The following is a 23,071-nucleotide window of genomic DNA, read 5'->3' as shown; positions in this document are numbered from 1 at the left end:
TAACCATGCAACTAGTTACTGCTTATAAAATTAGTTAAAAATCACAATCCACTTCTATTGAACCCTTTGTATTTTTACTTCATATTAGTTGAACTATTTTTCAATTATTAGGCTGTTATGTCACTTTTAAAATTTAGCCATGCACTTATATTTACCCTTGCGAGTACCCTACCGCTTACAAGCTATGCGGCGCTTAATAAAAACGAGCGTGCAATAGTAAAACAAGTTGAGCACAACATGCCGCAAGCGCTTAAAGAAATAGAACAAGCGGTAAACATTAATAGCGGTTCACTAAATATTGAAGGCGTGAAGAAGGTGGGTGCGCTTGCAAGCGAGCAACTAAAAGCCATTGGTTTTGAGGTTGAGTGGTTAGATGGCAGCGCGTTTAACCGAGCTGGGCATGTATTAGCTACGCACAAAAGTAAAAACCCCGATGCAATAAAAATACTGATGATCGGCCATCTAGATACGGTATTTGCTCAACACGATAATTTTACTACCTATAAACAAATTGATGAACACACCGCCAGCGGCCCAGGTGTAGCCGATATGAAAGGCGGCAACACTATTATAGTTACCGCACTTAAAAGCTTACAAGCCCTTAATTTAATTGAAAACGTTAGCGTAAAAGTACTACTTACCGGCGATGAAGAAAGCAGCGGCCGCCCACTTAGCTTATCTAAACAAGCGATTGTTGATAGCGCAATTTGGGCTGACGTAGCGCTAGGTTTTGAGAACGGCGATAACAATATAAAAACTGCGATGGCGGCGCGCCGTGGCTATACCGGCTGGACGTTAAATGTAATGGCCAATGCTGCACATTCATCGCAAATATTTAGTGACAATGTGGGCTATGGCGCTATTTACGAGGCGTCGCGTATTTTAAATGACTTTAGAGAGCAACTAGCTACACAACCTAATTTAACCTTTAACCCTGGGCTTATTGTAGGCGGTACAAATGCCGATTACGACAGTGCTAACTCGTCAGCCACGGCGTTTGGTAAAAGTAACGTAATTGCGCAAACCGTGCATGTAGCGGGTGATTTACGGGCACTTTCGCCAAAGCAGGTAGAGGGCGCTAAAAAAGTGATGCAGCAAATAGTGGCTAAAAGCTTAAATGGCAGCCAAGCTGAGCTTATTTTTGAAGACGGCTACCCACCAATGGGACTCACCGAGGGTAATAAAAAGCTGCTTGCACTGTATAGCCAAGCAAGCCAAGACTTAGGCTATAACAAAGTGGTGGCTGCAAACCCTCGTAATGCCGGTGCTGCTGACATTTCGTTTGCTGCAAACCATGTTGATATGGCGCTTGATGGCCTAGGACTAATGGGCAGTGGCGCACATACTAAAAACGAAACCGCCGATTTAACCTCGCTTAATAAAAACACCGCTAAAACAGCGCTGCTTGTATATAGATTAGGCCAAATGTAAAAGTATTTAAAACGAGTGCTGTTACTTTTGCACTCGTTCAAATACATGTGATGAAAAAATGTCTATCACGACATTATTTTGAAAAGCAAATCTCGCACTGTGGCAGGTTCAAACGGTTTATCGCAAATGGCATCAACGCCCGCTTGAGCAATATTGGCTAGATGGGTGTCGTTTGCCTCTGAGCTCACCATTAAAATAGGAATATGCGAGTAAGCATTTGAGCTACGTACAGTTTCGGTTAGTTCGCGACCATCCATTTCTGGCATGTTGTAATCGGTAACGATTAAATCGAATGACTGTTCGTTAAGTTTTTCAATTGCTTGTTTACCATCTTGCGCCTCAACCGGGGCTGGTATTCCCATACCAGCAAGCACACGAATAATATGCTTGCGCGCAAAACGGCTATCGTCAACAACAAGAACACGTAATAAAGTAACATCAAAATGCTCTAGTTCGACCTCTTCTTCTGTAATTATGTCGAGCGTCGCTTTTAATGCGCGTGTAATTGCATCTGCACTGAATGGTTTAGGTAAAATGGCTAATACGCCCGACTGCCTTAATTGCTCAAGGTATTTTTTATTGCGTTCGCTCGAGATCAACATAAACGCTTGGCTTTCTGTGCGCGGGTTCGAACGAATGCTTTGTAACAAAGAGTCTGCAGTGCCATCTGCTAAGTACATGCTGCTAATGACTAAATCGGGCTGATATTTTTCTAAAAGGGCTAACGTTTGCGCTTGATTGCTTGCGGTTTCTACTTGGGTTACACCACATTGAGTTAGTGATTTGATTATCAGTTTTTGCTGAACCTCTGAAGGCTCTACTAATAATATTGATAAATTGGCTATTGCAGTTAAATCACTCATGTAACTCTCTTGGGTTATGTTATTGCTAAACGATTGTGGTTTTACGTTTCATTATAAAACAACATGTATCACTGGGGTTAACAAAACGCTTATTTATATGCATTTATTTGTAAGTTTTAAATTACAAATAAATCAAAACTTTTGAATGTACTCAAGCGCGGTCATTTTTTTATAACTTACATTTGGGTGTAGTATGTGAGCAGGTTTAGGATCGACCACCTCGATAGGTATGTTATAAGTACGGGCTATTTCTAATGCCATTTGGGTGATATTTACACTAAACGAGGTGCCCATAAATACAATTTTATCAGCGTTGAGCATACGCTGCTGTGCTTGGGTTATTCTGTAAAGCTCGGTGTAAAATTCATCAAACAACAACACAAAAGGCTTAAACGAATGGTTAAGCTCAGGTGTTTGGTTTTGAATGTTAAACAGCTCAAAAAGAGATTCATGCAGGCGGCTTTCATCTACACTATCCCACGGGGTCATAAGCGGTTCAACAGCTTCGCCTTGCTCATGAAATAGCGTCATCTGATCGAGCCTGCCGTGTATAGCAATGTAATTTTTGTTACCGGCTTTGCCATCAAGCCCATCTATATTTTGGGTTATTAAGTTTTTATCACTCAACCAATAGTGCACTTCGTTAGGGCCATGATTACGATACGTTGCAAAACGGTTGTAATACCAAGCCAAAAACTCACGCGGATTATTTTGATACATTGCGCGCGTTGCCATTTCCATAGGCGTATAGTTTTTACTGCCTATAGTCCAAAAGCCTTCTTCCCCTCTAAACGTAGGTATACCACTAGCCGCGCTTACCCCTGCGCCGGTAATATAAAGCGTATTCATTATTTGACCTCGTAACCTAGCACATCATTAATAACTTGCTGTTGGTTATTCATTCCACCAATACGATATAAAATACCGTTATGCTCTAGTAAGCCTCGGTGATCCATCGTTGCAGTTTTAAGTGGCTGCATTACTTGCCATGTATTATTTTTAATATTAAAGCGCCATACATGACGACTTGCTGGAGCTGGCTGTTTGTTATAACCAATGCCATCGTAATTATAGGGGTTGCTTGAGCCAGCTAGCATGTAAATATGGCCATTATAGCTTGTAGCAGCCATACGATAATGTGCTTCGCCTGTTGGGTGTGGCAGCGTTCGCCAATCTATTTTTTGTGGGTTGTTGGCATTTATTGTGCCTTTTAAACATTGTGCAACCCCTGAAAACGAGCGGCGTGAACTTGGGTTTGCTTGGGTTTTTACTCCATCACATATAACAATAGTATTACCACTAATTGCAGCCGCTTGGCCAAATACAGGCTCACCTAAAAAAGGCGACGCCTGCTGCCATGTATTGTTTTTAGTATCGTATACTTGCACTAAATTTACGTTGCCATCGTTATGCCAACCGCTAATAAGGTATATGTAACGCTCTTTGTAGCTTAGCGCCACGCTGTCATCTACTGGGACTGGCATAGACTTGAGTTGCGTATAGCTATTTGTGGTTATATTGTATTTATACACGTCGGGGCTCGATATTTCCGTGTGATCTGCAGCAACAGTGTAGCCACCAAATACATAAGCGTATTTGCCTATACCAACCGCTGTACTTGCTAAACGCCCCTTAATTGGCAAGCTAGAAGGTACTGCCAATTTAGCCTGCCATTGGCTTTCTCCCAGCTTTAATGCCCACACTTTATTATGTACATCACTAAATTGTTTATTTGAAGCTAAGCCCATCAAGCTTAAGAAATAGGTGTTATTTTGCGCTGTAACTTTAGCTACTGCGTTGTTTGCAACAGGCTCAGGTAAAGCAGGAATGCTAGCTAGCAGTGCAGAAAAAATAAAACTCATATAAAAATAATCTTATTAAAGGTTAATAAAGTAAGGTTAATTTATTTTTCAACGCTGAACCAGTTTTGATAAGCCTTGTGATGCACTTACTGCTTTCAACACCGCAAAATATAAAATAAGTCAAAGCTACTTTTTTGTTAAATTAACTTTATGAACTTACGTTAAGTGTAAAAATCATCCGCTTTTGGTTGATAAAAAAACAATTAAACATGGACTTAATACTTTTGTTTAAAGATAATATATATTATTAATCATTTAAAATTAATTTTAATGAAGCCGTGTATACGTTAGCTATGGTATTTTTTTAGTTATGGTTACTTTATAAGCTAATGATATATTGAAAAAAGTTAAAGGCTCACATAAAAAGTAGCAGCGTGTTTTTGCTATATTTACACCATTCATAATGTTAATGTAATGTTCTTCAAATGTTTAAGAAAAGCAATTTCGCTTATATAACTTATGACTAGGTAGGAGTTCCTTAGTGAAAATTTCGTATCAATCACTATGGCCATTATTGTTTTTATCACCGCTTGTAATTGCAGATCCTTTTGAAGATGCTGAGCTCGATCTTAGCGCATTAATGGAAATGGATGTTCAAGTAACGTCTGCAATGAAGCGAGCTCAATCTGCATTTGATACCGCCTCGTCTATTTATGTTTTAAGTAAAGAGCAAATTAATAATTCTGGCGCAAACTCAGTACCAGAAGCATTAAAAATGGTACCTGGACTTATTGTTAGGCAACTTGATAATAATCAATGGGCAATCTCTTCGCGCGGTGTTGCGTCTCGATTTTCAAGTAAGCTTTTAGTTATGGTTGATGGGCAAAGCTTATATACACCTAAATTTGCAGCTGTCTATTGGGAAACACTGAATGTCCCACTTTATGATATAGAACGAATAGAAGTTATTCGCGGTCAAGGCGGCCTATTATGGGGCACAAATGCAAATAATGGCGTGATCAATATTATTACTAAAAACAGTATTGATACTCGTGGTGCCTACGCGAATGCGACTACCGGTAATCAAATAAATATTGATGCAAATGCGCGATATGGCGGCGACTTAAGTAATAAAGGCAGTTACCGTATTTATGGTCATGTAAAAGACGCTAATGAGTCAAAAAAAGGAATTTCACTCACGCCTAGTGACACAGCCAAACAACATTCTTTGGGTTTGCGTGCTGACTTTACACCAAGCGACGAATGGTCTGCTTTAATACAAGGAGATGTTACACACTCTAACTTAGGCCAAAACTACCGTGGAGTTATTGACGAGACCAATAAAAACGTTTCATTTTCTGGGGACTTATCACGTACTGATTCTCGTGTTATGGCGCGTCTAGAAAATAGAATATCTCCCGACGCAAACCAAATGTTGCAAGTGTCATGGCTAAAGCAAAGTGGCAACCAAACATATATAAAAGAAAACTTTGAATCTATAGATATAGACTACCAAATGAACTTTTTATATGACTCTTTGCAGCTAGATTGGGGCGTCAATTACAGATATAACAAAATATCTTTCGAGGAAAGTGTATTTTTAGACAGTGATAAAGACCTAGACAATCTTCAACAATATGGTGGATTAATCCAAGCCCAATATAATGTTATACCCAATTATCTTGATTTAGTTGTCGGCACTAGGCTCGACCACAATGATTTAACTGGCTGGGAAAACCAACCATCGGCTAGGGTTATCTATAAGCCACAAGAGCGCCATCTAATATGGGGTGCTATATCCAGAAGTGTACGTACACCTACCCTGATAGAGTTTAATGATGACTACAAAGTGAATGGGACAGTTGTAGAAGAGGCGCTTGGTGGAAGTACTGGCATTGAAGCTATTGATGAATATGCGATTGCCACTTACCTCAATGGCAACGACAAAGTTGAATCAGAAAACTACGTCTCATACGAGTTAGGCTACCGCTTTGAAGGAAATAACACCTCTCTCGATTTGTCCGCATTCCATACAGATGCCGATAATATAGCAGCGATTAGATTTAACACCGACCCAAATCAGTTTCTGCCTGCTATACGTTTTTTTCAGCTCGGTCAATTTGAACAAGCGGCATTTGCGCTTACTCAAACTCGTGTCGATCTTGATGTTGTTTCGCAGGGTGAAACAACAACTAACGGGTTTGATATAGTTGCAACCTGGCAACCGCTGAATAACCTAAGTACAGAACTAGGGTACAGCTATACAAAAATTGATTATGATTTACCCGAGGGAGCAACACCAACTATAGGTTTTGATTCAACTAATAGACAAGTATTTGGCAAAGTAAACTATACGCTTTTTAATAAACATAATATTTTTGCAACGCTTAGAGTTGAAAACTCAGACGCTTATAATACCGACCGCTACACAACAATGGATATAACCTGGAATTATCAAATTAACCAAACATGGTCTACGGCTTTGTCGGGTAAAAACTTGTTTGCAGGCTCTCACATTGAGTATAACAACACTCGTGAAACCTACACACTACCTAACTACATTGATGAATGTATAACATTTTCAATTAAAGCCAGTTTTTAAGATTATTTAATGCAGCTATTAAAACTTTTACTCAACGGGCTATTAATTACATTAACACTATTTTTTAGTGCTAATAGTGCTGCGACTGAGAAAGAGTATATGCTCAAGGCTGGTTTTTTATATAACTTTGCTCGATTCGCTCATTGGGTAACACCGACGTATCATAATAATAACTTTACATTATGTAGCCCAGACGAAACATTCATCAACATTGCTGATGTTGCACTCACTAAGCGCAGTATTAAAAAGCGCCTATTAGTAAATAAACACATATCACTTAATAGTAGCTCACTAACACAATGCAACATGGTATTCATTACATCAAAAACATACCAAGATTGGGTAAATACTCCTGGTTTAACTTATCAAAATATTTTATTAGTGGGAGAAAGTGACGGATTTATAGAAAACAATGGTCACATAAGATTTTTTCTATCAAGCGGTAAGGTCCGTTTCGAAATATCACCAAACAACCTTAAAATCGACGGCTTAACAATAAGCTCTAAAGTATTACGCCTTGCGCGAATTGTGGATAGTTAGAATGAAAAGACTATTCACCTTAGACACTATTAGTAAAAAGCTGCTTTTTATACTGATGAGCGTAGCATTTATATCAAGTAGTATTGTAACTGTAGCATTTGGTACATACGAATTAAGCAGTGCAAAAGGCGAACAAATAGAAAGTCTAAACTCTCTATCAAACATGATGTCGCCAAATATAGCCACCGCACTTATCTTTGAAGATTTAGAAGCAATTCAAGAACTAATAAAGCCTATTCTTACTCGTACAGATGTAATCTCTGCTATTGTTACTAATCGAACTGGAGATATTGTAGCAAAAACTAATTCGCACATGTTATCCGATAATGTTGAACATGCTGTTGAAGTAAAAAAACAACTGACTATAGATGGTAACAACGTTGGCGAATTAGTAATCTATGCTAACAATAGCTATATCAATAATCGAATAGATTTTTATGTAAAGTTTATAATTAGTCTCACGCTACTATCCTTTGCTGTCAGCCTAATTATTTCATTGTTACTGAGGCGTCGTTTTTTAAGCCCCATTTTATATTTAGCTCAAACAGCTAACGACATCACTAAATCAAATGACTATAGTTTACGTGCCGAGCAACTCTCTAATGATGAGGTTGGCGAATTAACCGTATGTTTTAACGATATGCTCTATACAATAGAGCAACGTGAACACGCTTTAGAAAATCAAGTTAGAACACGTACCCAAGAGCTTGAAAATGCTAACAGCGAACTTCACCGCTACGCATACCAAGATGGTTTAACCGACTTACCTAATCGTCGTTTTTTCTACGAAAAGATACAATCGTTAATCAATACGCATAATACAAATTTCGCATTAATTTTTATCGACCTTGATGGGTTCAAAGAAGTAAATGATAGTTTAGGCCATGATTACGGTGACTTACTGTTGCATCAAGTTGCAAATAGGCTAAAAACATGCATTTGCGAACAAGACATTATTGCGCGACTGGGTGGGGACGAGTTTACTTTAATACTTCAAAACGTCACCGACCTAGAAAGAGCCGCAAAAGTTGCAAATAGCGTACAGCATGCCCTATTAACTTCAATTCAAGTAAAAAAAGAGACAGTGTATGTTACCGCAAGTATAGGTATTACTCTTTACCCAGAACATGGTAAAACAGTTGAAGAGCTCGTAAAGCGTGCCGACCAAGCAATGTATTTGTCTAAAAAGAAAGGTAGAAATAGGTACGAATTTTTCTCTTATTCAATTGAAGAAAAAGCCACTGAGAAAAGAAAACTCATAGAAGAAATAAAACTTGGTTTAAAAGAAAATCAGTTTGAATTGTACTATCAACCTATTTTTTCTATTGATGGTAAGAGCATTACTAAAGCCGAAGCATTGATCCGCTGGAATCATCCACAAAAAGGATTAATAGGGCCTAATGAATTTATCCCTATGGCAGAAAAAAATGGCTTAATAAGCGACATAGGCCGCTGGGTGAAATCGCAAGCAATACAAGACTGTACTTTATTCAATAAATTATCTAAACGCCTTATACAAGTTAGTGTTAATACCTCACCACTTGAGATTGACCGCTCTGGTGAGTGGGTTGAGCAATGGATACAAGCAAGCGAACAATTCAATTTACCCGGACACTCTGTCTTAATAGAAGTAACAGAGAACACTCTAATGGGAACTGATTCAGAAATAAAACGACAGCTCAAGCGCCTAAGTGAATTTCAAATAGATGTTGCTATTGATGATTTTGGCGTGGGTTACTCATCACTGGCATACTTACAACGATTAGATATCGACATCCTTAAAATAGATCGTTCATTTATAAAGGATATAGAAAAAAATGATAATAGCATTGCACTAGTAAGGGCTATTATCACAATGGCCCATAACTTAAATGTGGAAGTAGTTGCTGAGGGAGTAGAAAAACAAGAGCAGTACATGTTACTAAAACAGATGCAATGTGATTATATTCAAGGCTATTACTTTTCTAAACCAGTTTCAAAAAAGGTGTTTGTCAGCGAATTCATTGAAGAATAACGCACAATTAAAACCAGCGAGGCACTACCTGTGAATATTGTTTATATTCAACTGTAAAGCTCTCGGTTAAATGTTTTTCCTCTACCAGAGTTTGCCTGTATATAGCTGCGACCCCAACGACTAAGCATATTAAACTAAATAAGCTTGGCAACGCTAAGAAAAATCCAATTTGAGCGGCTATCACCCCCAAATACATAGGGTTTCTAGAAAACTGATATAACCCCTTTGTTTTTAATTCCCGTGGACCGTTTGGATCAATCCCTGAACGCCACAATGAGGCCATATTAAAATGAACAAGCATCGATAAAGCAAAACCTGCTGTCAAAAGCACATTGCCAAACATAACACCGGGCCAATCATTCAAACCGGTAAAAAGCCCTAGGTAATTATCAAGCGAAGGAACAAACACTCGCAATACACATACAAACCATATCAAGGCTCTAAAGAACTTAAACGCAGTATGGTTCCACCAACTTGCACAATACTTAACTCCAGGAAAAACAATGTTTTCTTTCTCAGTACGTGACATATAAATAATTCTATAGGTATAAAAACCTGCTACAAAGGTATAAAACAAAGCAAGGTAGATACGAGTAAACTCTATTAAAGAAGGTGAGTCATCGATAAATAAGGGGAAAGACATAGAGGACCCTAAATGAGTAAAAACGTTAACAAAAGGAGAGCATAAAGCCCATAAGGACTTTTAACAAGTAAAGTTAAACAAAACCAATAATAACTTATCTCTATAAAAGTATTAGCCAATACGCTTATTTAAATCGCTAGTATTTTTTATATTGTTATAAATCTTAAATCAATACATAGAGAAGTAAATCTGTAAAAGTCACCGTGAAATAGAAATTATTATTGTGTGAGGCACAAGGCAGCCATGTATGGTGATCGCCTTCGAGCTGTTTTGTGTCGCTACTGAGTTCGGCATAGGTTCTAGGATTTTACTAAACCCCAGATAGCAAAAAACCCGTCACATTGCTATAACGGGTCTCTTTTGTTTGAGCCTGTTAATGTCGTGGTGCCCACAGCGGTGCAGAGTCACATAGCAAATGGGATGCTATCATTGGTCGGGGCTCGCCTTCGCGCTGTTTTGTATTACTACCGAGTTCTGCAGGGCCTCTAGGCTATTTTACTAAACCCCAGATAGCAAAAAACCCGTCACATTGCTGTAACGGGTTTCTCTTATTTGAAGCCTGGTAATGTCCTACTTTCACATAGCAAATGCTACACTATCATCGGCGCTGTTTCGTTTCACTACTGAGTTCGGCATGGAATCAGGTGGGTCCAAAACGCTATTGTCACCAAGCAAATTTGGGCGTTAATCCGTATTTCTACGCACTAACTGAATTTGGAAAATATCTGATAATATTTTTTAAGTCTGTCAGTAATATCTACTTTAGTTCATTAACTTCTGTCTTAACTGTCACACAAAACGCGTTTGGCGTTGTATGGTTAAGCCTCACGGGTAATTAGTACAAGTTAGCTTAATGGCTCACACCACTTCCACATCTTGCCTATCAACGTTGTAGTCTTCAACGGCCCTTCAGAGACTTTAAAAGTCTAGTGAGAACTCATCTCGAGGCCTGCTTCGCGCTTAGATGCTTTCAGCGCTTATCAGTTCCGAACGTAGCTACCGGGCAATGCCATTGGCATGACAACCCGAACACCAGCGGTTCGTTCACTCCGGTCCTCTCGTACTAGGAGCAACCCCTCTCAATTCTCAAACGCCCACGGCAGATAGGGACCGAACTGTCTCACGACGTTCTAAACCCAGCTCGCGTACCACTTTAAATGGCGAACAGCCATACCCTTGGGACCGACTTCAGCCCCAGGATGTGATGAGCCGACATCGAGGTGCCAAACACCGCCGTCGATATGAACTCTTGGGCGGTATCAGCCTGTTATCCCCGGAGTACCTTTTATCCGTTGAGCGATGGCCCTTCCATTCAGAACCACCGGATCACTATGACCTACTTTCGTACCTGCTCGACGTGTCTGTCTCGCAGTTAAGCTGGCTTCTACCATTACACTAACCGTACGATGTCCGACCGTACTTAGCCAACCTTCGTGCTCCTCCGTTACTCTTTGGGAGGAGACCGCCCCAGTCAAACTACCCACCAGGCACTGTCCGTAACCCCGATTCAGGGGCCAACGTTAGAACATCAAAACTACAAGGGTGGTATTTCAAGGACGACTCCACAAGAACTAGCGTTCCTGCTTCAAAGTCTCCCACCTATCCTACACATGTAGGTTCAATGTTCAGTGCCAAGCTGTAGTAAAGGTTCACGGGGTCTTTCCGTCTAGCCGCGGGTACACAGCATCTTCACTGCGATTTCAATTTCACTGAGTCTCGGGTGGAGACAGCGTGGCCATGGTTACACCATTCGTGCAGGTCGGAACTTACCCGACAAGGAATTTCGCTACCTTAGGACCGTTATAGTTACGGCCGCCGTTTACCGGGGCTTCGATCAAGAGCTTCTCCGAAGATAACCCCATCAATTAACCTTCCGGCACCGGGCAGGTGTCACACCGTATACGTCATCTTGCGATTTTGCACAGTGCTGTGTTTTTAATAAACAGTCCCAGCCACCTGGTCACTGCGGCTCCCGTCCGCTTAGAGAGCAAGTCTCATCACAGATAGGAGCGTACCTTCTCCCGAAGTTACGGTACGATTTTGCCTAGTTCCTTCACCCGAGTTCTCTCAAGCGCCTTAGTATTCTCTACCTGACCACCTGTGTCGGTTTGGGGTACGATTCGGTATAATCTGAAGCTTAGAGGCTTTTCCTGGAAGTATGGCATCAGCAACTTCACTACCGTAGTAGCTCGTCTCGTGTCTCAGGTTTAGTGTTCGTCCGGATTTACCTAAACAAACGCCCTACTCACTTTCACATGGACAACCATCGCCATGCTTGCTTAGCCTTCTCCGTCCCCCCATCGCAATTATACCAAGTACGGAAATATTAATCCGTTTCCCATCGACTACGCCTTTCGGCCTCGCCTTAGGGGTCGACTTACCCTACCCTGATTAACATGGGATAGGAACCCTTGGTCTTCCGGCGTGCGGGTTTTTCACCCGCATTATCGTTACTCATGTCAGCATTCGCACTTCTGATACGTCCAGCATACCTCCCGGTACACCTTCAACCGCTTACAGAACGCTCCCCTACCACTCATCCTAAGATGAATCCGCAGCTTCGGTGCATAGTTTAGCCCCGTTACATCTTCCGCGCAGACCGACTCGACCAGTGAGCTATTACGCTTTCTTTAAAGGATGGCTGCTTCTAAGCCAACCTCCTGGCTGTCTGGGCCTTTCCACATCGTTTCCCACTTAACTATGACTTTGGGACCTTAGCTGGCGGTCTGGGTTGTTTCCCTCTTCACGACGGACGTTAGCACCCGCCGTGTGTCTCCCGGATATTACTTTACGGTATTCGGAGTTTGCAAAGGGTTGGTAAGTCGGGATGACCCCCTAGCCTTAACAGTGCTCTACCCCCGTAAGTATTCGTCCGAGGCTCTACCTAAATAGATTTCGGGGAGAACCAGCTATCTCCCGGTTTGATTAGCCTTTCACTCCTAGCCACAGGTCATCCCCTAACTTTTCAACGTTAGTGGGTTCGGTCCTCCAGTTGATGTTACTCAACCTTCAACCTGCCCATGGCTAGATCACCGGGTTTCGGGTCTATACCTTGCAACTATTCGCCCAGTTAAGACTCGGTTTCCCTACGGCTACCCTAATCGGTTAACCTCGCTACAAAATATAAGTCGCTGACCCATTATACAAAAGGTACGCAGTCACAGAACAAGTCTGCTCCTACTGCTTGTACGTACACGGTTTCAGGTTCTATTTCACTCCCCTCACAGGGGTTCTTTTCGCCTTTCCCTCACGGTACTGGTTCACTATCGGTCAGTTGGGAGTATTTAGCCTTAGATGATGGTCCACCTATATTCAGTCAAAGTTTCACGTGCTCCGACCTACTCGATTTCACTTAAAATGTCTTTTCATGTACGGGACTATCACCCTGTATCGTGGCACTTTCCAGAGCCTTCCATTAACACATAATAAGCTTAAGGGCTGTTCCGATTTCGCTCGCCGCTACTTTCGGAATCTCGGTTGATTTCTTTTCCTACGGGTACTTAGATGTTTCAGTTCTCCGCGTTCGCCTCGTTAACCTATGTATTCAGTTAACGATACCTGCAAGCAGGTGGGTTTCCCCATTCGGAAATCCTAGTCTCAAGTGCTTTTTACTAGCTTGACTAGGCTTATCGCAAGTTAATACGTCCTTCATCGCCTCCAACTGCCAAGGCATCCACCGTGTACGCTTAGTCACTTAACCATACAACCCAAACGGGTCTTTGTTTTGTGACAGTTTAACTTCGCCAGAAGTTAATATTGAATACTAAAGTAGATACCAATCAATCGACTCATAAGAGTGATTAAATGGCACTGAATGATACTGCTATCATTCTTTTTTACTTTTGAAAACTCTGTACAAATAACAATGTTATTCATACGAATTTTATTATCAGCTTTTCCAAATTTTTAAAGAGCATATTAATTAACTAAGCCAGTGGCTTAACTAATTAACAATCATCTGTGTGGACACTACGAACAAATAAGTTCTAAATCGTATAAGGAGGTGATCCAGCCCCAGGTTCCCCTAGGGCTACCTTGTTACGACTTCACCCCAGTCATGAATCACTCCGTGGTAAACGTCCTCCCGAGGGTTAGACTATCTACTTCTGGAGCAACCCACTCCCATGGTGTGACGGGCGGTGTGTACAAGGCCCGGGAACGTATTCACCGCGTCATTCTGATACGCGATTACTAGCGATTCCGACTTCATGGAGTCGAGTTGCAGACTCCAATCCGGACTACGACGCACTTTAAGTGATTCGCTTACCTTCGCAGGTTCGCAGCACTCTGTATGCGCCATTGTAGCACGTGTGTAGCCCTACACGTAAGGGCCATGATGACTTGACGTCGTCCCCACCTTCCTCCGGTTTATCACCGGCAGTCTCCTTAGAGTTCTCAGCATTACCTGCTAGCAACTAAGGATAGGGGTTGCGCTCGTTGCGGGACTTAACCCAACATCTCACAACACGAGCTGACGACAGCCATGCAGCACCTGTATCAGAGTTCCCGAAGGCACCAATCTATCTCTAGAAAGTTCTCTGTATGTCAAGTGTAGGTAAGGTTCTTCGCGTTGCATCGAATTAAACCACATGCTCCACCGCTTGTGCGGGCCCCCGTCAATTCATTTGAGTTTTAACCTTGCGGCCGTACTCCCCAGGCGGTCTACTTAATGCGTTAGCTTTGAAAAACAGAACCGAGGTTCCGAGCTTCTAGTAGACATCGTTTACGGCGTGGACTACCGGGGTATCTAATCCCGTTTGCTCCCCACGCTTTCGTACATGAGCGTCAGTGTTGACCCAGGTGGCTGCCTTCGCCATCGGTATTCCTTCAGATCTCTACGCATTTCACCGCTACACCTGAAATTCTACCACCCTCTATCACACTCTAGTTTGCCAGTTCGAAATGCAGTTCCCAGGTTGAGCCCGGGGCTTTCACATCTCGCTTAACAAACCGCCTGCGTACGCTTTACGCCCAGTAATTCCGATTAACGCTCGCACCCTCCGTATTACCGCGGCTGCTGGCACGGAGTTAGCCGGTGCTTCTTCTGTCAGTAACGTCACAGATGTGAGGTATTAACTCACACCCTTTCCTCCTGACTGAAAGTGCTTTACAACCCGAAGGCCTTCTTCACACACGCGGCATGGCTGCATCAGGCTTTCGCCCATTGTGCAATATTCCCCACTGCTGCCTCCCGTAGGAGTCTGGACCGTGTCTCAGTTCCAGTGTGGCTGATCATCCTCTCAAACCAGCTAGGGATCGTTGCCTTGGTGAGCCATTACCTCACCAACTAGCTAATCCCACTTGGGCCAATCTAAAGGCGAGAGCCGAAGCCCCCTTTGGTCCGTAGACATTATGCGGTATTAGCAGTCGTTTCCAACTGTTGTCCCCCACCTCAAGGCATGTTCCCAAGCATTACTCACCCGTCCGCCGCTCGTCAGCAAAGTAGCAAGCTACTTTCTGTTACCGCTCGACTTGCATGTGTTAGGCCTGCCGCCAGCGTTCAATCTGAGCCATGATCAAACTCTTCAATTAAAAAGTTTTGTGTCTTTCGACAGCTCAATGAATTCTGAATTTATTTAATATCTTTCGATATTGAATTGACTGTGCTGAATAACTACCTAAGTAATTATTCTGTTGGTCACTCAGTTTCAATTGAGACTCTAATTTGTTTGCCTCACTACCTAAGTAGCTTGGCTGTTAGAACTCAATCTGTACGAGTGCCCACACAGATGATTGCTTTATATTGTTAAAGAACGTTTGAGTTGCTTTAGCGACTCAAGGGAAGCGAATCTTACGCTTTCCTGTGTTTTTGTCAACACTTAATTTTAAAATTTATAAAAATCTAAACTCAAGTTTTACTCGACTCACTAAGTGGTTTGCTTGCCTCGCTAAGCGTTGCCTGCTCTGCCGTCTCAGTGGGGTCGCATTATAGGGATATTCGAATGATGGTCAACGTTTATTTCACGCTTATTCAAAAGAATTTGGTTTTAGTACAAAATACATACAAACCGCGGTTTGAGGGGGTATAATTTGCATATAAAAAGACCTTTCAATCAGTTTATACAAAGGATGAGGTTATTTACTTTGAACTAATTTCACTTTTACGAAAATAATAACTTTGAGCTTCCTCATAAATATTCATCTTAAGCACTCACACAAACTGCCTTTATAAATAACTGTATGAGTGAAATTGTTTGGTACTATTACTAACCATTAATACGTATATATTTATCGGCTAACTCATCAATAGTTTCTCGGCAATTTGGATCTGGTTTTATGCAATCTATTGGACATACACTGATACAGGTTGGCTTTTCATAATGCCCTATACACTCGGTGCACCTTTCAGAATCTATCTGATAAATTTTAGCGCCCATATAAATTGCTTCATTTGGGCACTCTGGGTCGCACATATCACAGTTAATGCATTTATTATTTATTAGTAGTGCCACTTTCTAACCTTTAAAATTAAAGTTTATATAAAACAAAAAGATAAGTAAAAACAAAGGTGTGTAAAGGCTAACTTTTGTGCAGTTCTAGTTTAATAAAAAACCGCTATTTTTCTTTAAATCGTAACACAAATTAGTAACACAAATTTTTATTTTTGGGTGTAAATAACAGCCGCGAATTATGCCTATCATTCTCTTTTGCTTTGTTGATCTTAATCAATAAAAATCGCCGCAAGGCCTTTATTTATATAGGTTTAATCAAAGTGAAAAAACATTGTCAACGCTTACCAAAGCTCAATACACGAAATTGAAACTAGAATGGAAGCAACTTAAATCGCCATTTTCTATGCAGCACATAAATCGGTGTGCTACGCTGGCTCAACACATCATATTTTTAGAAGAAAAAAGCACTTATAAACAAGGCCTTAAACCTAGTAAGACTAAAAGGTTATCGAAATACGAAGCGCAACACCATATTCGACTAATTTTCACCAAGTCTGGCGCTGCTATTTTCTACTCTAACTTCCCTAAATCATCTGGTATAGCTAATACCAATTTAGGTGAAGCACCTGAATTAACAATAGCAAAAGCACGTAAGCTTACTGATCAAATGATGTATGGCGTTTTAAATAATCATAATATTAAAACTGTGTTTGATGCTTATGAACAAAGCTTAATAGAGCGCCATAACACTGCACCTACCAAATTTGCAGCTTCATCGCTCAGAACATATCAATGCAGAATAAAAAAGCTCAGGCATCATTTCCCACTTAAGCGTGCGTTCCAGTCTCTTTCAGCTGGAGAGTTAGAGAAGATTGTAGATTTAATTATCAAGACAGAGTCTAATAACCAAGCAATCGAGCTTTTTGCACAGATTAGAAGAGTATGGCGATTTGCTAAAAACAAATTTAACTCAGGTAAAAACCCAGCAGCTGATATCGATGACTTTTACGTATCTGACCGTGTAGAAAGCCCTCGTCCTTGCCAAGTTTATACTGACTTAAATTCGATAGCTGAATTGTGGATAAACCTCGCGTCTGCACCAAATGTACATCAAAAAAATGCAGCTCGATTCATGATTTTGACAGGTATACGCCCTATTAATATTTCACAAATGAAGTGGGAGTGGCTCAATAGTATCCACTTCCCAACATTAATTACCTTTCCGGCATCTGTTGTCGGAGTTCGTGGAGAAATGAAAAACCAAAAAGAATATAAATTGCCCTTAACCAAAGCCATGCGCGCCATTATTTTAGAGCAGAGAGACTGGATGGAAAATGCACTCCCTAACTGTAACCCTGATCACATATTTCTTCAGCCTCGCGATCTTAACAAACCATTTGCTAAAAGGTTGCTGGACAAAATCATCAAAGATTACTCACCTGTTGATGCAGTAAAAAGAGATAAAAGAAACATTGTAATGAAAGGCTCTGCTGGCGCATTTTGCACAATGTGCCGAAGCTTTTTTAAATCCAACACAAAAGCGATTATGGTTGCCAACGGCTATCATTTTAAACACGCAGAGGAACTCACCAGACTCGCACTTCATCACCTTAGAAAAGAAGACGATCCAAACGGCTTAAATTATGATAAATCTGAAGAGCTATTTGGCACTTCAACAAAGTTGAAATTTAATGTTTTTAAACTTCATGAAGCTATTATTTTAAAAAGAGCTAAAGAGCTTGAAAATCAGAAGCTAAGACTTACAGGAATGCAGAGTAAACAGGCTAGCAATCTAGAAGAAAATAGCCAAAAGAAAGCACTAAGAGATAGGATTAAAGCACATCTAGTTTACAAGCGCGGTTATGTAAACTTCATTAATCAGCCACTTGGTGATACGGGCAGAGTAACAAAAGATTTGATCTTAACCGAAGAAGGAAGAGCTGTTGTTGAGAGATATTTAAAATGACCAAGAAGCCAAAGCAAAAAATAATTAAAAAAAGTTTAATTTCGACTTACCAAAGTTTTTGTAAAAAAAATTAATTTCATACCATTGTCTTATTAGAGCGATACCTCATCAGTTATTTGATGATTTTAACTTTTTTAAGGCTTATGTATTAATGGCAACATCAGTATTAAATTCAATAAAACCATGTGAGGTCACGATTAAAATTCGTGACCTTTGCATGGCTGAATTTAATGCATTTAAGCCACCGTACAATGACGAGTCAATGGAAGAGCTAGCCAGTCTTGCGACTATTATATTGGCGCAAGAAAAAGGAAGAAGACTTTCAAAGTATCAGCTTAAAGATCAAATAAGAATTGTATTCCAGCATGATGGCATTATTAAATTTTTTACTCATTTTAAAAAAGAACATGGCATAAAAAATATTAAGCTTGGTGATTCTAATGATATGAGTTTTTCAGCAGCGAAATTAAAAGCGACCAAAAATATTTGCAACCTACGTCTATCGTATATAGATGATTTAACTAATCCTAAATTTTTAACGTTTCCTGAAACAACTCATATCGCTCGCGGGGCAATAAAAAACCAAAAAGAGTTTAAAATACAACTCACACGCGAGATGAGAGAAGCGATACAACAAGAGTTAAAATTAAACCCAGACATAAACCGCACCTACTTATTTTGCAAGGTTAAAGAAAACTCAAAACCCATTAGTAAAGAGAGTTTAAACCGAACACTTAAGTATCATGCGCCAAAAGACATGGTAGCGGCCCCGCGAGATAACATAAATATAAAAGGCTCAGCCGGAGCATTTCCAACACTACTTCGCAGCTTCTTAAAGTCACATATGAAAGAAGTGCTAACTAAAAAAATTGGGTCATCAACAATTGCTGAAATTGAGTCCAAAAAAATGCTTCATCACTCTGTTTCAGATCACGATCCGATGAGTAAACATTATGACCACTCGAATAAAATATATAACACTGATATTAAAGCACTTTATAAAAACTTTTCCCTATTTGAGAAGGAAGTACTCAAAGAAGTAAAAATACAGGCTAGGTAAAAAAACAAAACGACTAAAAAATCATTTTTAAAATTAGATTATTCAAATAAAATTATCGCCAAAGTCAAAAGCACAGTAAGTGATTATTCCACTATCTGGGGTAATATAGTTCAGCAAACCCAAAAGCTTAAAAAGAGCCGCCCTATGCAAATATTAGAGTAGTACTTACATATTGCTATACAACTTTGTCTTTGATTACAAAACCTATAAAGGGCTTTACTAGGTGGTGCAGATTGATTTCTTCTAAAAGCAAGGGTATCAAAAATATCCGATGCTTTTCGCTCAGTGGCGATCACTTTAGAACGTGACTCATTTTTAGTCTCATTCAGTATTAATGCCTAGCCAGTAAATTAATTTGTGCAATTGCGCATTCCATTTTAATTCGTGCTGAGCTATTGGCTGAATGGACGGCTATTGTCGGTGGTACAAAGCCATCAATAAACACTGCCCGCTCAATCCAAAGTAAAACGTCATAGCCAGTGCCTTTATTATCATTTCCTAAATCATGATCAAGGCTGAGCTATTTTACTTTGCCGCTTTTCAAAAATGCAATCACTTCGTCAGGCCAATAGGCTCGTAACCAACCGGCTTTTGTTTCTCTTTCATCATCTAAATATACATTCATAGGTTTATCTCACTGAAAAATGTATTCAGACTCTGAAAGCAATAACTAACAACCCTTTAAGCTATATAATAATAGTTATTTTTCAGATGGTGCTGGAACTTGATTACGTATAAACGCTGGTATGTCAAAAATATCAGAAGTTTGGGATTTAGCTCTTGTAGCTGGCGATTGTTCGACTTCGCTACTAGGCGCTTTATTGAAAGGTTCAACAATCATCTTAGCACTTGCACCGGTTGCGATGATCAACAGCTCATAATTAGTTGATAAGCTCTCTATTTTAGAGACGCCACAAATAACTAACGCATTAGGGCTTACCTGATGGCGTACTGTATCGGTAATGAGATTATAACTGCCCAGAGAAATTTCATCTTTGCAATTAACTTGTATTATTACACCGGTACTTGATGACATATCAACTTGATTAACCAGCGGATTGTTAAGTGCCCCATCAAGTGCAGTAGTAAGTTCGCTTTCTTCATCGCATTTACCAACACCTAGTACAGCATCACCCTGGCAATCCATAATTTTAGCAAAATCGTTTAAATCAACGTTTATTAGGCCTTGAAAGCACAGCATATCGATGAGTGATTTTATCAGTGAGTGGAGTATTTGGTTTGAGTGTTTAAACGCATCAAATAACCCTATATCGTTGCCTAGCACTTCAATAAGTTGATCGTTTGGGAGTGTAATAACCGCGTTAGCATGTTCTTTTAGATCATTTAGGCCGGTTTGCGCTATATTACTTCTGAACTGCCCTTCACTACTAAATGGCAATGTAGCAACAAATATAATGGGCTTACCTTGCTCACTAGCAAGTTGTGCAATGTAAGGGCTGGCGCCAGTCCCAGTACCGCCACCCAGCCCTGTTGCACACAGAATTATATCGCAGCCATTAATAAGCGTTAAAAGTTGCTCTTTACTCTCTTCTGCCGCTTGCAGTCCAACTTTAGGGTCTGCGCCGGCACCGTAACCATGAGTGAGCTCAGCACCTATTAGTACAGCTTCATCACTTTGCGTATGCTCAAGCACCACTTTATCGGTATTAACGCTGTACAAGTGCGCCTGATCAGACTCACGCTGTTCAAAAATACTGTTAAGCGTATTACATCCACACACACCAATGCCAAATACACCGATTGATAAACCATCATTTTGCTGAATTAATTGAAACATAACTACTCCTTAACTTTTAAAGGACATAACAAATAGGTGCGTCAATTTTTGACGCACCTAAACTAGTTGGAGTTATTTATAGATGGTAGCGGCCGCTTTAAGCTTTGTAGCGATTCTTTGCCGCAGCTTTTCAGGCTTAATAACTTAAAGCCAATGAGCACATTTAAATAACTCATCGACTAGTTGTTCTGTATCAATGGTTTGGTAGGTAAGTAATACGTTTTTTTATCAATACTTTGCTTATCGGTCATCTCGCCAAGCTCAATAAATCCTTGATTAACCGCAGAGTGTTTGGGAGCTTTTACGATAAGCTCAATACACTCTTGGTTCATGCCTTTATTGATAGCACTGCGCAACGTTTTTAGTTGTTCAGTACTCGGTTCTCTACGATTTTTTTGTAGTACATGTGCATTACGAATGCGATAAACCGGCATTTGATAGCATTTATCGTGAAGCGACCCAACCATAAACTGCGCCATTAAAACGCCGCCTTGTTCAACTAAGTTATAAAAACTCAATTCAGCAAACTTAAGCCAATGTGCCTCATCGTAAAGTACTCTATAAAGCTCAGCGCTCACTGCACGCTTATGCTTAATCGCATGCTCAATTTGCTCAACCAACTGAGTATCAACATTCACTTTTAACGACGGTTTTGGCAGTATTACAAGCCAGTCAGGCACATGCCCATTAACACGTTTAAGCGCCTGCTCTGCTCTTACGTTTACAGACTGTCTAACATCACTGGGGTGAATCGACCAGACTTCTCTAGACACTTAATTGCTTTATAATTATGTGTACTAAGGAGAAAAGATGTCTCAGCGATTTACAGAAGAATTTAAAATACAAGCCGTCAAACAAGTTACCCACCAAGGTTATTCGGTGGCAAGCGTTTCTGAGAGGCTGTGAGTTACTAGCAGTTCGCTGTATAACTGGATAAAAGCCTACGGCCCAGACAGTGAAGAACATAGGCAGTCTCAAGAACAATCCGACCGAATTAAGCAGCTAGAAAAAGAGCTTAAGCGCGTAACAATGGAACGCGACATCCTAAAGGAAGCCACCGTATTTTTCGCGGGCGAGTCAAAGAAAAATACGCGTTCATAAAAGCCAAGCTCAAGAATTACCCAATAAAACTCATGTGTGAAGCACTCTCAATACAACGAAGTGGCTTTTATGCATGGGTGGATAAACCGAAATCAAAGCGACAGTTAGAAGACGAGCGCCTGATGGGGTTAATTAAGCATTCTTGGCTAGAAAGTGGCTGTGTCTATGGGTATAGAAAAGTCACGAGTGACCTTAAAGATTTAGGTGAAGCTTGCAGCAAACATCGTGTAGCTAAATTGATGAAGCTAGAAGGTATAAAGGCACAAGTCGGTTATAAAAAGCATAAAGGGCATCACAGCGGCAAGCCTACTGTTGTTGCCGATAACGTGCTTGATAGGCAGTTTACGGTAGCTACACCGAACAGATACTGGGTAACTGACATTACCTACATCCGCACTCATGAAGGCTGGCTCTACCTTGCCGTCGTTTTAGACTTATACTCTCGCGCTGTGGTTGGTTGGTCGATGAGTTCTCGTATGGAATCAGAACTCGTTACTCAGGCACTGCTAGCAGCAGTATGGCGAAGAAAACCCAAGAATCAAGTGCTCATACACTCAGATCAAGGGAGTCAATTCACAGGCTATGAGTGGAGTGACTTCTTAACAGAACATAATCTCAAGGCCAGCATGAGCCGTCGAGGAAACTGCCACGACAATGCCGTCGCAGAGAGCTTCTTCCAGCTACTTAAGCGAGAGTGAATAAAGAGAAAAATTTATACAACACGTGAACATGCAAGAGCCGACATATTCGATTACATCGAAATGTTTTATAACTCTAGACGAAAGCATGGTGAAGCGAATAATATGCCTCCACTGGCTTATGAAAAGCTAGAAGAATTCAAACGAAAATCTGTCTAGTA

Annotated in this window: 13 protein-coding genes, 3 rRNA genes and 2 pseudogenes; 7 read left to right on the top strand and 11 right to left on the bottom strand. The window is 40.6% G+C overall.

Annotation, left to right across the window (positions count from 1 at the left end; translation table 11 throughout):
- Positions 1 to 117: 117 nt before the first annotated feature.
- Positions 118 to 1,431: a M20/M25/M40 family metallo-hydrolase gene (locus ATS72_RS17555; RefSeq protein ID WP_058429949.1), complete on the top strand. Its 1,314-nt coding sequence runs from the start codon at positions 118 to 120 to the stop codon at positions 1,429 to 1,431.
- Positions 1,432 to 1,496: 65 nt separating this feature from the next.
- Here ATS72_RS17555 and ATS72_RS17550 read toward each other — a convergent pair whose 3' ends face one another.
- The 3 genes from ATS72_RS17550 to ATS72_RS17540 form a co-directional block, all read right to left on the bottom strand.
- Positions 1,497 to 2,294, bottom strand: coding sequence for a response regulator transcription factor (locus ATS72_RS17550; RefSeq protein WP_058429950.1), 798 nt, complete (start codon positions 2,292 to 2,294; stop codon positions 1,497 to 1,499).
- 132 nt (positions 2,295 to 2,426) lie between these two features.
- Positions 2,427 to 3,143: an SIR2 family NAD-dependent protein deacylase gene (locus ATS72_RS17545; protein WP_058429951.1), complete on the bottom strand. Its 717-nt coding sequence runs from the start codon at positions 3,141 to 3,143 to the stop codon at positions 2,427 to 2,429.
- The gene (locus ATS72_RS17540; RefSeq protein WP_058429952.1) at positions 3,143 to 4,156 is read right to left on the bottom strand and encodes a Kelch repeat-containing protein; all 1,014 of its coding nucleotides are present in this window, start codon (positions 4,154 to 4,156) and stop codon (positions 3,143 to 3,145) included. The genes ATS72_RS17545 and ATS72_RS17540 overlap by 1 nt, the downstream gene beginning before the upstream one ends.
- A 481-nt stretch (positions 4,157 to 4,637) precedes the next feature.
- Here ATS72_RS17540 and ATS72_RS17535 point away from each other — a divergent pair, with 481 nt between their 5' ends.
- Genes ATS72_RS17535 through ATS72_RS17525 form a run of 3 tightly spaced genes read left to right on the top strand, consistent with a single transcriptional unit; the run spans position 4,638 to position 9,252 of the window.
- A complete protein-coding gene (locus ATS72_RS17535; protein ID WP_058429953.1) occupies positions 4,638 to 6,698 on the top strand; it encodes a TonB-dependent receptor plug domain-containing protein in 2,061 nt (686 codons plus the stop codon).
- Positions 6,699 to 6,707: 9 nt separating this feature from the next.
- A complete protein-coding gene (locus ATS72_RS17530) occupies positions 6,708 to 7,238 on the top strand; it encodes a YfiR family protein (protein ID WP_082650903.1) in 531 nt (176 codons plus the stop codon).
- Between the two features lies 1 nt (position 7,239).
- Positions 7,240 to 9,252 carry a putative bifunctional diguanylate cyclase/phosphodiesterase gene (locus ATS72_RS17525; protein ID WP_058429954.1) on the top strand — a complete coding sequence of 671 codons (2,013 nt, stop codon included), beginning with the start codon at positions 7,240 to 7,242 and terminating at the stop codon, positions 9,250 to 9,252.
- Between the two features lie 7 nt (positions 9,253 to 9,259).
- On the opposite strand, the gene ATS72_RS17520 is transcribed toward ATS72_RS17525, so the two are convergent.
- The 5 genes from ATS72_RS17520 to ATS72_RS17500 form a co-directional block, all read right to left on the bottom strand.
- On the bottom strand, positions 9,260 to 9,895 hold the full coding sequence (locus ATS72_RS17520) for a methyltransferase family protein (RefSeq protein WP_010556926.1): 636 nt from the start codon (positions 9,893 to 9,895) through the stop codon (positions 9,260 to 9,262).
- A gap of 557 nt (positions 9,896 to 10,452) precedes the next feature.
- Positions 10,453 to 10,567, bottom strand: a 5S ribosomal RNA gene (rrf, locus tag ATS72_RS17515).
- A gap of 142 nt (positions 10,568 to 10,709) precedes the next feature.
- A 23S ribosomal RNA gene (locus tag ATS72_RS17510) occupies positions 10,710 to 13,595 on the bottom strand.
- A gap of 296 nt (positions 13,596 to 13,891) precedes the next feature.
- Positions 13,892 to 15,427: ribosomal RNA gene (locus tag ATS72_RS17505) — 16S ribosomal RNA — on the bottom strand.
- Together the 16S, 23S and 5S rRNA genes form the textbook arrangement of a ribosomal RNA operon.
- A gap of 674 nt (positions 15,428 to 16,101) precedes the next feature.
- Entirely contained in the window at positions 16,102 to 16,347 is a 246-nt protein-coding gene (locus ATS72_RS17500) for a YfhL family 4Fe-4S dicluster ferredoxin (protein WP_006794873.1), read from the bottom strand.
- A 271-nt stretch (positions 16,348 to 16,618) separates the two neighbouring features.
- Between ATS72_RS17500 and ATS72_RS17495 the strand changes: the two genes are divergently transcribed.
- Both ATS72_RS17495 and ATS72_RS17490 read left to right on the top strand, forming a co-directional pair.
- The gene (locus ATS72_RS17495) at positions 16,619 to 18,253 is read left to right on the top strand and encodes a hypothetical protein (RefSeq protein ID WP_235591590.1); all 1,635 of its coding nucleotides are present in this window, start codon (positions 16,619 to 16,621) and stop codon (positions 18,251 to 18,253) included.
- A 262-nt stretch (positions 18,254 to 18,515) separates the two neighbouring features.
- Complete coding sequence (locus ATS72_RS17490; protein ID WP_237113119.1) at positions 18,516 to 19,313, top strand: hypothetical protein; 798 nt, start codon at positions 18,516 to 18,518, stop codon at positions 19,311 to 19,313.
- A 331-nt stretch (positions 19,314 to 19,644) separates the two neighbouring features.
- On the opposite strand, the pseudogene ATS72_RS19045 reads toward ATS72_RS17490, so the two are convergent.
- The 3 genes and pseudogenes from ATS72_RS19045 to ATS72_RS17470 form a co-directional block, all read right to left on the bottom strand.
- Positions 19,645 to 19,938: pseudogene (locus ATS72_RS19045) on the bottom strand (cyclic-phosphate processing receiver domain-containing protein).
- Between the two features lie 75 nt (positions 19,939 to 20,013).
- Positions 20,014 to 21,111 carry a cell division protein FtsZ gene (locus ATS72_RS17475; RefSeq protein WP_058430337.1) on the bottom strand — a complete coding sequence of 366 codons (1,098 nt, stop codon included), beginning with the start codon at positions 21,109 to 21,111 and terminating at the stop codon, positions 20,014 to 20,016.
- A gap of 179 nt (positions 21,112 to 21,290) precedes the next feature.
- Positions 21,291 to 21,884, bottom strand: coding sequence for a hypothetical protein (locus ATS72_RS17470; RefSeq protein ID WP_235591588.1), 594 nt, complete (start codon positions 21,882 to 21,884; stop codon positions 21,291 to 21,293).
- 37 nt (positions 21,885 to 21,921) lie between these two features.
- Between ATS72_RS17470 and ATS72_RS17465 the strand changes: the two are divergent.
- Positions 21,922 to 23,069, top strand: a pseudogene (locus tag ATS72_RS17465) (IS3 family transposase).
- Positions 23,070 to 23,071 lie beyond the last annotated feature (2 nt).

Source organism: Pseudoalteromonas sp. 13-15, from assembly GCF_001468205.2.
GTDB classification, from domain to species: domain Bacteria; phylum Pseudomonadota; class Gammaproteobacteria; order Enterobacterales; family Alteromonadaceae; genus Pseudoalteromonas; species Pseudoalteromonas marina.
This window is presented reverse-complemented; position numbering and strand designations above follow the sequence as displayed.